An 11,863-nucleotide genomic window follows, 5' to 3' on the forward strand; every position below is an offset into this window, starting at 1 on the left:
GCGGTCTACGACATCGTCCTCAACGGTACCCGCGTGGACCGGATCAGCCGGTCCCCGTCCTGTCGCCGCGAGACCGGAACGATGACGACGCTGCAGAGGTGGGTGCCCACCACCGACCATCGGCCGGCGAAGGTGCGCGGCGTGGTCGGGCCGGCCGGCGCGACGACCCGCGCATCGAACGAGCCCCAATCCGGGTGGATCACGACCTCACATGCCGTGTAGTCGACCCATCGCCCGGTGAGCGGGTACCACGCCTTGAAGACGCTCTCCTTGACGCTCCACAACACGGCGCTCCACGCGACGGTCGGGTGGCTCGAGGCGAGTCGCGCGAGCATGGACGCCTCACTCCCGCAGACGATCGTCGCCGCGACGGCGGGACGGATGGGCCGGTGCACCTCGACGTCGATCCCGATGGCGCTCGCGACGCCGACGCGACCGACGGCTGCGATGGTGAAACCGGGGCAGTGCGAGAGACTCCCGACGAAGCCGGCCGGCCAGACCGGTTGCCCGCCCTCCCCCGTCGGGATGTCCGTGGAGCGCTGGCCGAGCATCGCGAGTGCCGCCCTGGCGCAGTCGCGCGCCGAGCCGGATTCGGCGCTACGACCAGCCGAGGTCGGACGGGCCCGGAACGGCCCGGATGCGGTGCCGACGGACGCCGAGACGACGACGCCCGTCGGCACCTGCATTTGGAGCGCATCGACCACCGCGGCTGCGGATTCAGCCATCCGAGCGACGCGGGGACGCCGCGCGCGCCGTGGGATCGGAGGCGGGGATGCCGACCCGGAACCAGGCGATGAGCTGCTCGTCCCGGGCGACGTTCCAGCGTTCGTCGAGCATGGCCCGGGTCTCCGGACAATCGAGCGGCGCGCTCTGCGGGTGCGCGTACAGGCCGTGGCGCTGGAAGCCGAGCCAGAGCCGGGTGAGCAGTCGCCCCGCGGCCAGTTCATGCCGGGCCCCGGTGGGTCCGACGACACCGAGGACGGTGCCGGAGCCCTGGGTCGCGGAGGCCGACATCCTCGCCAACAACCCGGGCAGCCCGACGCCGCGAAGCGCGCGGAACACCCGCGGGCTGATCAGCGTCCGCAGGCCGGCTCGTTCGACCTTCGACAGCACGAGCATCGCGTCGTTGAGGCCGTCCTCGTCGTACCGCGGATGTCTTGGTGAGAGCCTGGTCCACTGATCGAGCTCGGTGACGATCGCCCGCTCGCCGAAGAACCATCGGTTGGCTCGCACGAGGATCGGGCGCGCGTCCCGGGTCGGCATGGAGACGAGCCGGAGACCCCTGCGCTCCACCTCCACCGCGGCCTCCTGGAGGAGGTCCGGTCCGGGAGCGCCGTCCCGCCATCGCCCTCGCCAGACGCGTCGTCCACGGACGTCCGCCGAGGAGAACCTCGTCTGGTAGCCCTCCGGGTGGCGCGAGAACCGGCCGACCTCATCGGTCTCCGCGTCACCGCCGGTTGCAGCCTCGAAGCGCAGTCCGACACCGGCGGAGGCCGCACAGATGAGGAGTGACTCGACGAACGCCCCGAACGACAACATCGTGTCGCGTCCTCGCGGATCGCTCGCGCCGAGGGTGCGAGTGCGATCCCGGCGGAGGACGAGTTCGTCGCCCTGAGGGTCCACGACCCACGGCTGCGTGTTGTGGGCGTTCGCCGCGCGAGCCGCCTCGGACACGAGCGCCGAGAGGTCGTCATCGGCCGACAGGCCGCTGAACCGCGTGTCCATTCAGTCCTCCGTGATCCCGATGCGGCGATGGATCGCCGCGAGCCACCGCGGCGCCCACCAGTTGTATCGCCCGGCGACGCGCATGAAGACCGGGACGAGCACGCCGCGGATCAGGATGGCGTCGATGAGGATCGCGATACCGGTTCCGATGCCGAGCATCTTGATGATCGACACTCCGGAGGTCGCCATGGCGAAGAACGACACCGCGAGGATCGCCGCTGCGGCCGTGATGATCGGACCGCTCGCGCCGAGTCCGCTCCGCACCGCCTCTGCGAGATCGCCCGTGGCACGGAACCGTTCCTGGATCCGAGCGAGGAGGAACACCTCGTAGTCCATCGAGAGCCCGAAGGCGATGCAGAACAGCAGGATCGGGATCGAGATGGCGATGGGCGACGGGGTGAAGCCGAGCACGTCCGACAAGTTGCCGTCCTGGAAGAGGAACACGATGACGCCCAGGATGCCGACCAGACCGACCACGTTCAGCACCAGCGCCTTGATCGGGAGCAGCACGCTCCCCGTGAACAGGAAGAGGATGATCAGCGTCATGAGCGCGATGGCCGTGGCGGCGAACGGCAGACGCGCCGAGATGGAGTCACCGATGTCGATCATCTGCGCCGCCAGGCCACCGACCAGGACGGTCGAGGCGGCTCCAGGGTCCACCGCACGGATGTCGCGGACGAGCTCCGAGCCCTTGGGCGAGTACGGGACGACGTCGGTCGCGACCTGCAGCCAGAGCGCCGAACCGTCGCGGAAGTGCTGCTCCGTCCGCGCGGCGGCCGGGGCCACGAGGCGTCCGTCGACGAAGCTGCCGAGGGACGTCGTGACGGCCTCGACGCCCGTGATCGAGGAGAGTTCGGCGGCGTACTCGTCGAGCTCGCGGGCCGTCCCCGCCCAGTCCTCGGTGACGACGGAGACGGCGTCCGCCTCGGCGATGTCGAAATCGGACCGCATGATGTCCGCCACGACACGACTCTCGGCGCCGGCGGGGAGTACTCGTTCGTCGGGCACCCCGAACTCGGCGTGCGCGAACGGCGCGGCCATGGCGATGAGCAGCGCGATCACGGGCACCGCCGACCACGGACGGCGATACGCGTGGTCGCCCACCCGGTACCAGAACCGGCCCTCGGCCCCGGCCGGGCGGCGGGAGCGCAGTCGGCCCCAGTCGATCCGGCGACCCAGGAGGGTGAGGGCTGCGGGCAGCAGGACGACCGCGCCCACCACGGAGCAGGCAACGATGACGAGTCCCGCGATGGCGAACGAGCGCAGGAAGTACTGGTCGAACAGCATCAGCGTGGCGAGCGCTGCGGCGACGACGACGCCGCTGAACACGATGGTCCGGCCGGTCGTCCGCCGAGCGATCCGCAACGCCTCCTCGTCGGTGGCTCCACCCGAGCGTTCGTCCCGATAGCGGGTGAGGAACAGCAGGCAGTAGTCGATGGCGAGACCGAGGCCCAATGCGGTGACGAGGTTGACCGCGAACAGGGAGACCGAGGTGAGCTGTGCGACCACGTTCAGCAGGCCGAGGGATCCGAGGATCGTGACGCCCGCGACGCCGACGGGCAGCAGAGCAGCCACCACTCCGCGGAACGCGAAGAACAGCAGCACGAGGGTGATCGGGATGGCGATCGTCTCCGCGACGATGATGTCCGTCTTGACCTGCGCGTTGAGGTCGTCGTTGATACCCGCGATGCCACCGAACCGGACCGTGGCCGACGTCACCTCGTCGGTGATCGTCCCGCGGAGCGCGGTGGTCGCGCGTTGCACGGTGTCCTCGTCTCCGGCGAGCGCCACGAGCACGACGCCGCGGTCGGTGCCGCTCCGCAGCTGCTCCGAGTCGGCGTAGGAGCCGGTGACGCTGGCGCCGTCCACGTCGTCCACAGCACCGACGATGTCGTCGAGCGCCTCCCCGCCGGCGGCGCTGTCGAGTCCGTCGGAGACGTCCACGACGAGGAGGAGTTTCGGGTCGCTGCCCGGGAACCGGTCGGCGAGCACGTCCGCTGCGGCCACGGAGTCGGACTGCGGGTCGTCGAACCCGCCCGTCTTGAGGTTGTCGAGGACGTCGGCCCCCGCGATGCCCGCCACGATCGCGAACACCAGGCCGATCAGGAGCGTGATCACCGCCCGTCGTCTGGGTGTCGTTCTGGAGTGGTTCGTCATGCGGATACCTTCATGTCGTGGGTGATGCGGTCGAGTTCGGATGCCGTGAGGTCCACGACCCGCTGGATCTGCTCGGTGGTGTGCTCCGCGGTGATGAAGAAGCGGAGCCGCGCCTGGTCGTCCGGCACGGCCGGGTACAGGATCGGGTTGACGCTGAAGCCGTGGTCGAAGAGCGCCGTCGCCAGGGCGAGTGCCCGTTCCGAGCTGCCGACGATGCACGGCACGACGGGCGAGTCGGCGCTGTCGCCGATGTCGATGCCGGCGGCCCGAGCCGTCTCGCGGAAGCGGTCGGCGTTCTGCCGCAGGCGGCTCAGGCGCTCGGGCTCGTCGCGCATGAGCCGGAGGGCGGCGAGTGACGCGGCCGCGTTCGCCGGGGTGATGCCGACGCTGTACACGAACCCGGGCACGGAGTACTTGAGGTAGTCGATCGCGGCGGCGGTGCCACCGACGTAGCCGCCGCATCCGGCGAGCGACTTCGACATCGTGCCGCACCAGAGGTCGATGTCCGAGCGGTCGACACCGAAGTGTTCGCCGACCCCGCCGCCGTTGGCGCCGACCGTTCCGATGCTGTGCGCCTCATCGACGAGCACCAGTGCGCCGTGCCGCCGCTTCAGCTCGATGAGCTGCGGGAGCGGCACGAGATCGCCGTCCATGCTGTAGACGCCCTCCACGACGATGAGGACTCGACGGAACCCGTCGCGGATCGCGACGAGGAGGTCGTCGAGCGCGCTCAGGTCGTTGTGGGGGAAGGACCGCCGGGTGGCTCCGGAGAGTTTCGCCCCCTGAATGATGCTGTCGTGCGCGAGGCTGTCGTGGACGATGAGATCCCCCGGCCCCACCAGGTGCCCGATGACGCTCACGTTCGTCGCATGGCCGCTCACCAGGGTGAGCGCCGACTCCACCTGGAGGAGGTCGGCGAGCTCCTGCTCGAGCTCGGCGTGGATCGGGCGCTCACCGGACAGGAACCGACTGGCGGACACCGAGCTGCCGTATCGGGCCACGGCGTCGGCGATCGTCTCGGCGACCACGGGGTGGCCGGTGACACCGAGGTAGTTGTAGCTCGAGAAGCTCACGAGCTGGGCGTCGCCGATCGTCGTCGTCGCGTCGATGATCCCCTCATGGAGCAGGAAGTAGGGGTTGCGGTCCGTCTGCTGCCGGCGTTCCCGCATGGCGACCGCCTCCGGGAAGCACTCGATGCGGGCGTCGGCCTCGGTCCATCGGGTCGGGCGGTCGGCCGGCGCCGGGGAAGCGGCAGCCACCGGGTTCGTCTCGACCCGCGGGAGCCGGTGCTGCGGCTCCTCGGCGAACGGGTGCAGCAGGGAGCCGACGCCGTCCAGCAGCTGCTCCACGGTGGGCCGTCCGGCGAAGCGCTCGCCGAGCTGCGCCGGGGTCGGCAACGATGGCCACTCCGTGTGCAGCTGGGTGATCAGTTCACGCATCATCAGCGAATCGAATCCGAGCTGTTCGACGAGGTGCATGTCGGGCCGGATCAGGTCCAGCGGGAACCCGCTGATGCGCGACACCATGCCGAGGATGACCGCGTCGGATTCGGCACGATGCGACCGGGAGGCTGCGAGGCCCATCCGGGCGACCACCTCCGACTGCGGCGAGCCGGGTTCCGTCGACCAACGGAACGGATTCGTCGACGCGGGCGCATGTCCGGCCTGCCCGGAACCCTCGATGAGGCTCAGCTGACGGTTCATGAGGGCGAGCAGTCCGGGCAGGTGGTCGGCCTGGGCGTCGGCGGCTCGCGGCTGGATCGGCGGTCCTGCCGACGGTCGTCCGGCGAGGGGTGAGGACGGCAGGTCGTGAGGGTTGTGGTGCATGGAGTGGGGATCCTGTTCGACGGGGGAGGGTGGTCGGTGCGGCTCGGATGAGGGTTCTCGAGGTGTGCTCGTCGGGTCGGAGGCGTCCGGTCGGACGACCCAGTACGGCTCGGTCGGCAGCGGAGCGATCGGCAGCGCCACACCCGCGGTGTCCGGTGGGACGAGCGATGCCAGGTCGAGGTCGGCACCCAGCACCGTCAGCCGACCGAGCAGTCGGAGGAAGGTCGACGCGTCGTCCGGCGCCGACGCGCTGCTCGGGATGACGTGCACGTCGGGCGCATCGCCCAGGGAGCGTCGGATGGACCCGAGCAGTGCCAAACCTCCACCGATCTGGACGTAGACGCCGACGTCGGATGCGGACGCCGACTCGATCGCCTCGCGGAACCGCACCGTGGAGAAGACGTTCTCCTCGAGCTGACGACCCAGCTCCTCGCCCGTCTCGACCGTGCGGCCCGTCACGGTCGACACGAGCTGCACCTGCGGCGCGCGAGGTCGGAACCGCGACAGGTCCGCCACGAGGGCCGGCCGGATCGGCTCGAGCAGGGGCGAGTGGAAGCCGGCGGCGACGCGCAGGGGTTGAGTCGACACCCCGTGCTCGACGCACCGTTCCGCGACGGCTCGCAGGGCCTCGCCGGTTCCACTCACCACCGTCTGCCGGGGATCGTTGGCGGCCGCGATCCACGCGTCGTCGATGCCGCCGAGGAGGACTGCGACCTGCTCGGCGTCGCAGCCGAGGGCCGTCATGCCGTCGCCGGGCCGCGTCGTAGCCGACCGCATGTGGTGTCCTCGGACCGCGGCCAGCCGCACGGCGTCGGGCGCATCGAGCACGCCCGCCGTCGCCATGGCGGGCAGCTCACCGACGCTGTGCCCGAGGACGAGGTCGGGCTCCACGCCGATCTCGCGCAACAGCGCCACGGTGGCGAGCGCCGTCACCGCGAGCGCGGGTTGGCAGACCTCGGTGGACGTCAGACGGTCGATTCCGGAGGGGGTGTCGGCGTCGGCCGCGGAGAGCGCCGCGAGCACATCGACCCCGGTCTCCTCGAGCACCTGCTCGTTCAGGGTCTCGGCAGCTGCACGGAAGGCGGGGAATCGATCGAGGAGGTCCGACTGCATCCGCGGGGTCTGACTGCCCTGCCCGGGGAAGACGAAGGCGATCCGCCGAGCGGCCTCGTCGACACGGACCCCGGTGCAGACGTCCGCGGAGATCACCCCGGTGGTTCCGTGGGCGAGCTGCTCCAAGGCGGCCGACAGCCCGGAGATCAGCTCGGCGGCGGTGCGGCACACGATCGCCAGACGGGTGCTCGCGAGCGCCCGAGAGCTCAGGGTCCGTGCGAGGCCGGCGATGGACGGTGCGTCGGCGGCCTCGAGGACGGCGAGGACCGCACGAAGGTGCTCGCCGAGCAGCGTGAGGTCGGCGGCCGAGAACACGAGGAGGTGCGGGAGCGTTTCGTCGGCCGGTCCCCCAACGGCATGCCGACGGACTCGACCCGCTCGCGTCGGCGGTGATTCGAGCACCACGTGCGCGTTGGTGCCGCCGAACCCGAACGAGCTGACGCCGATGAGGCCCAGACCGTCGTCGCCCGGGTCGATGGTGCGGGAGGCGAGCACCAGGCGGCCCTCTCGGAGGATCTCGGTGTGCGCCTCCGAACGCAGGCGGGGCTGCCCGGGGACGACCCGATGCCTCGCCATGAGTGCCGCTTTGACGATGCCGGCGATCCCGGCCGCCGCCATCGTGTGCCCCACGAGCGCCTTCACAGCCGTGACCGTGGCGGTCCGGTGCGGCGATGCCCCGAGACGACGCAGCGCCGCCAGCGATTCCAGCTCGGTGCGGTCGCCCACCGGGGTGGCCGTGCCGTGCGCCTCGACGACGCCCAGGTCGGCGGGGTCGGCCGCGGCGTCCTCGTAGGCCCGGCGGAGCGCCGCCAGCTGTCCATCCGTCGTCGGCGTCATCGGCCCTTCGGCGCGGCCGTCGTTGGACACCCCGGAGCCGCGGATGACCGCATAGACGTCGTCGTGGTCGTCGATGGCGGCCTCGAGCGGTTTGACCACGATCATGCCGACGCCCTCGCCGAGGAGGAATCCGTCGGCATCGCCGTCGAACGGTCGGCACACCCCGTTCCGTGACAGTGCACCGATCCGCGAGAAGGCGACCATCGCATCCGGGACGAGGCTCAGGTTGACGCCGCCGACGAGCGCCGCCGAGCACTGCCCGGATCGGATGGCGGCGACCGCCTGGTGCAGCGCGACGAGGCTGCTGGAACACGCGGCGTCGACGGCGAAGCTCGGGCCGCCGAGGTCGAGCGTGCTGCTCACCAGCGCCGGCCCCATGTTCGGCAGGCACCCGGGCATCGAGAACGCGTGGAACGGACGCACGCCGGCGACGCGCGCCGCCAGCGCCGCCCCGAGGTCCGCTGCGGCGGGCTCGGGATGAATGGAGTCGTCGCCGAGGAGCTTCGCCCGGATGCGGAGGGAGGTGAGTTCTCGATAGTCGTTCGCGGCCATCCCGACGAACACGCCGACGGACGACCGGTCGACACGACGACGTTCGAACCCGGCGTCGATCCAGGCGGCTCGCGCAGCCTCGAGGAGCAGGCGATGTTGCGGGTCCATCGCGTGCGCCCGGCTGGGCGGGATGCGGAAGTGCCGCGCCGCGAACTGCTCGACGTCGTCGATGAAGGAACCCTGGTCGGAGTAGGCGTGATGCACCGCTCTGGGGTCGTGCGGCGCGAAGAAGGTGGCGTGATCCCATCTCGAGCGGGGGACGGCGGAGCCGCTGCGTCGGGCCGCCAGGATGTTGTGCCAGTACTGGTGGGCGTCTGCCGCGCCACCGAAGCGGGCGGACAGGCCGACGATGGCGAATGGTCGAACGGGCACGACGAGAGAACCTCCGAGGGTGTTGATCGCGGATGGAACGAGGGGGCAGGTCGGCATGTCGACGACTCCGGACGGAGCGGGTCGAGGTCCCGGGGCCGCCTCGCGGTGAGGAGAGCCGGCCCGTGGGCACGCCACAGCCCGACTGTAGTCATCTGAAACATCAGTTTGAGTACTCGTCCAGAATCTGTGGATAACTCGCGAGGCAGCGCAACCCCCAGCCGGAGCGGAGGGTCGGCTGGAACACTGGCGATATGACGACCATCACGCTGACCAAGGGCCTCACCGCCTACCGCGCCGACCCGCCGAAGGGCGTCGAACTCCGCGGCGGGCTCGTGCTCATCCACGAGATCTGGGGCCTCGTCCCGCACATCACCGACGTCGCCGACCGCTTCGCCGCGGAGGGGTACCTCGTCATCGCGCCCGACATCCTGAGTGGTGCCGGCGTCACGCCCGAGATCGGTGCGGAGCTGGAGAGCCTCGTCTTCAACAGCGACGAGGCGACGAGGACCGCGGCACAGCCGAAGCTGCGCGAGAAGCTCTCGGCCTCGAAGTCGCCCGAGTACGCCGAGGAGGCGCTCGGGTACCTGGGGAAGGCCGTCGACGCCCTGTTCGACGAGGAGGGGATCGACGGCCGCGTCGCCGTCGTCGGCTTCTGCTTCGGCGGCGGCTACAGCTTCGCGCTCGCCGCGGCCGACCGCCGCATCCGCGCCGCCCTCCCGTTCTACGGCTACCCGCCCGAGCCCGAGGCCGTGACGAGCATCGCCTGCCCCGTCCTCGCGTTCTACGGCGACCAGGACGAGGGCCTCATGAAGAGCCTGCCCGAGCTGACCACGACGATGGAGGACGCGCGGGTCGAGTTCACCGCGACCGTCTACCCCGACGCCGGTCACGCCTTCTTCAACGACACCAACACGATCACCTACCGCGAGGACGCGGCCGCCGACGCCTGGGTGAAGACGCTCGCGTTCCTCGACACCTCACTCGGCAACGCCTGACGCCGATCCCTTCGCCCAAACTTGGGCGAATGAACGCTCGCTCGCCCAAGTGCGGGCGAACGAACGCCGCTCACTCCGCAACACCCGAACGGGCAGCCGGGTCGCGCTCCCGCGCGGCTGCGGATCGCACGCAGAGCAGCACCCCGGTGGTCACCAGGGCGGCGCCGACCGTCTCGGTGGCGCCAGGCAGACGCCGCTCCAACAGCAGGTTGAACGCCGCCCCGAACAGGGTCTCGAGGGCTATCAGTTGCCCGAGGACCACCGTGGAGACGCGCCCCGAAGCCCGGTTCCAGCACCACGACGCGCACCAGGATCCGAGGACGGCGAGCAGGACGCTCAACACCAGGAAGCGGATCAACAGCTCATCGCCCACGGCTCCGAGCGGCACCTCGCCCCGGAGGACGGCCAGCGGCGGGAGGACGAACGAGGTGACGAAGGCCCCGAGGCCGAGCAGAGCGGTCCACGACGTGCCGTCGACCGCTGCTGCACCGCCACGACCGAGGATCGCGCCGTTCATGACCACGAAGTACGACCAGAGCAGACAGGCCGCGAGCGCGAGGAGTGTCGCCAGGATCACCTCAGCACCTGTTCCATCGACGACCTGAGTCGACGGCGGGCGCTGCCAGTTCAGCACGATGAGGCCGACGGTGGAGATCATGATCGGCCCGGCCAGCCGGCACCACGGAACGTCTCGGTGCAGGAGGTTCGCGCCGATCGTCACTGCCGCCGGCATCATGCCCGTCGCCATTGACGCCAGCACTCCTCCCCCGATGTCCGCCGCGAGCGAGAAGCAGAGGTAGAACCCGAGGTATCCCACAGCCCCCAGGTGCAGCGCCACGAGTCCTCGCCGGACGCCGATCGTGCGCAACGACGCCCGGCGGAGCAGGAGCACGACGATGGACAGGAGACCGAACACCGCGTACCTGCCGAACACGAGCGTCAGCGGTCCAACCGGTGCAGCGAGCGCCGGACCGAGGAACGTCGACCCCCACAGGGCGGTGGCGAGGACCGCCCACACCACCCCCGCCAGGGCGGTCGAGCGGCGGGTCACCCGCTCTCCTCGGAGACGATGGTGTCGCCCAGAGCGATGACCGAGTCCACGAGGACATCGAAGTCGGCGCACGTGGTCCGATGATTGTTGTCAGCCACCCGGATCACGAAGCGGTCGTCGATGATCGTGTGTGACGGGACCGCGACTCCCGAAGACTGCAACCGCCCGAGCAGGGACTGATTGATGTCGTTCAACCGCGACGGGTCCACCCCTCGGCCGACGTATCGGAAGCACAGGATGTTGAGCTGGCTCCGACTGACGACCTCCAGCTCCGGCGAGGCCGTCACCCGCTCGTCGAGGTGACGGATCTGTTCGAGGTTCGCGCGCATCGAGGCCTCGAACGCCTCCACTCCGAGCGCCTGGAGCGAGAACCACACTTTCAGCGCCCGGAACGGGCGACTCTGCTCCACCCCGCGGTCAGCGAACGAGATCGCCGAGGCAGCAGGACCTCGGTCCGTCTTGCTCGTGTACGGCGAGCCGACCGAGAACGCCGATTCGAGGACGTGCGGGTCACGAGTCAGGAGACAACTCGCGTCGAACGGCATGCCGAACCACTTGTGGAGGTCGAAGACGATCGAGTCGGCGCGGTTCATCGCCGACACCAACGGCCGAAGTTCCGGCAGGAGATAGGCGAACGCTCCGAACGCTCCGTCGAGATGCAACCACACTCCCTCACGGCGGGCGACACGGACCAGGTCGTCGAGGGGGTCGATGGTACCGGTGTTGACCGTCCCGATGTTGCCGACGACGCACAGTGGCGTGAGCCCAGCATGCCGATCCGACCGGATGGTGCGTTCGAGTTCGTCCACGCGCATCCTCAGATCGGTGTCCACCTCGATCCGGCGTCGGGGTAGTACCGATAGCCGTCCTGCGCGGAGCCGCCCGAGTATCGCGGGTGCAGGTCCTCGCCACCCGTCAGCATCAGGCCGTCGAGAGCGTCGACGATGGGACCGGGTGGACCGGCGAACGGCAGGACGAGGGGGACTCCGCCGTAGCGAACGATCGCGCGTACATACCGCTCGTCAACCCGGAACGACGTCGCACGCGGATCGAACCGCGCCGTGATTCCGATCCTCGGCGGCCTGGTCGGCCGATCGCGCTCTCTCACCCCTGGCATCCCCTTGCTCGGACGGTTGCGTCCATGAGGTCCATGCTACAAATCGAGATATGCCAAATACCAGGTTGGTGGGATCTGTGGATAACTCGGGGCAACTTCGCCCACTCGCCCAAACATG

Annotated in this window: 8 protein-coding genes; 1 reads left to right on the plus strand and 7 read right to left on the minus strand. The window is 70.0% G+C overall.

Going from position 1 to position 11,863, the window contains the following annotated elements; genetic code table 11:
- Positions 1-5: 5 nt before the first annotated feature.
- The 4 genes from QRN44_RS07640 to QRN44_RS07655 are packed head-to-tail and all read right to left on the minus strand — an operon-like array spanning position 6 to position 8,582.
- Positions 6-725, minus strand: a complete 720-nt coding sequence (locus QRN44_RS07640; RefSeq protein WP_285038746.1) for a 4'-phosphopantetheinyl transferase family protein — start codon at positions 723-725, stop codon at positions 6-8.
- On the minus strand, positions 718-1,725 hold the full coding sequence (locus QRN44_RS07645; protein WP_285038747.1) for a nitroreductase family protein: 1,008 nt from the start codon (positions 1,723-1,725) through the stop codon (positions 718-720). The genes QRN44_RS07640 and QRN44_RS07645 overlap by 8 nt, the downstream gene beginning before the upstream one ends.
- On the minus strand, positions 1,726-3,882 hold the full coding sequence (locus QRN44_RS07650) for an MMPL family transporter (protein ID WP_285038748.1): 2,157 nt from the start codon (positions 3,880-3,882) through the stop codon (positions 1,726-1,728).
- Entirely contained in the window at positions 3,879-8,582 is a 4,704-nt protein-coding gene (locus tag QRN44_RS07655) for a type I polyketide synthase (RefSeq protein ID WP_285038749.1), read from the minus strand. The genes QRN44_RS07650 and QRN44_RS07655 overlap by 4 nt, the downstream gene beginning before the upstream one ends.
- A gap of 251 nt (positions 8,583-8,833) precedes the next feature.
- Here QRN44_RS07655 and QRN44_RS07660 point away from each other — a divergent pair, with 251 nt between their 5' ends.
- Positions 8,834-9,577 (plus strand): dienelactone hydrolase family protein, encoded by a 744-nt coding sequence (locus QRN44_RS07660; RefSeq protein WP_285038750.1) that lies wholly within the window; start codon positions 8,834-8,836, stop codon positions 9,575-9,577.
- 70 nt (positions 9,578-9,647) lie between these two features.
- Here the strand turns inward: QRN44_RS07660 and QRN44_RS07665 are convergent, their stop codons facing one another.
- The 3 genes from QRN44_RS07665 to QRN44_RS07675 are packed head-to-tail and all read right to left on the minus strand — an operon-like array spanning position 9,648 to position 11,736.
- On the minus strand, positions 9,648-10,628 hold the full coding sequence (locus tag QRN44_RS07665) for a DMT family transporter (RefSeq protein WP_285038751.1): 981 nt from the start codon (positions 10,626-10,628) through the stop codon (positions 9,648-9,650).
- Positions 10,625-11,443 (minus strand): pyridoxal phosphate-dependent decarboxylase family protein, encoded by an 819-nt coding sequence (locus QRN44_RS07670; protein ID WP_285038752.1) that lies wholly within the window; start codon positions 11,441-11,443, stop codon positions 10,625-10,627. Before QRN44_RS07670 ends, QRN44_RS07665 begins: the two co-directional genes overlap by 4 nt.
- Before the next feature lie 2 nt (positions 11,444-11,445).
- On the minus strand, positions 11,446-11,736 hold the full coding sequence (locus QRN44_RS07675; RefSeq protein WP_285038753.1) for a gamma-glutamyl-gamma-aminobutyrate hydrolase family protein: 291 nt from the start codon (positions 11,734-11,736) through the stop codon (positions 11,446-11,448).
- Positions 11,737-11,863: the final 127 nt, after the last annotated feature.

The sequence above is a fragment of the Plantibacter sp. lyk4-40-MEA-4 genome, assembly GCF_030209415.1.
GTDB classification, from domain to species: Bacteria; Actinomycetota; Actinomycetes; order Actinomycetales; family Microbacteriaceae; genus Plantibacter; species Plantibacter flavus_A.

What these genes read in the sequence shown, in the direction of transcription:
- QRN44_RS07660 (WP_285038750.1), top strand. Translation starts at nt 8,834, where the DNA reads ATGACGACCATCACGCTGACCAAGGGCCTCACCGCCTACCGCGCCGAC.
- QRN44_RS07670 (WP_285038752.1), bottom strand. Translation starts at nt 11,443, where the DNA reads ATGCGCGTGGACGAACTCGAACGCACCATCCGGTCGGATCGGCATGCT.
- QRN44_RS07645 (WP_285038747.1), bottom strand. Translation starts at nt 1,725, where the DNA reads ATGGACACGCGGTTCAGCGGCCTGTCGGCCGATGACGACCTCTCGGCG.
- QRN44_RS07650 (WP_285038748.1), bottom strand. Translation starts at nt 3,882, where the DNA reads ATGACGAACCACTCCAGAACGACACCCAGACGACGGGCGGTGATCACG.
- QRN44_RS07640 (WP_285038746.1), bottom strand. Translation starts at nt 725, where the DNA reads ATGGCTGAATCCGCAGCCGCGGTGGTCGATGCGCTCCAAATGCAGGTG.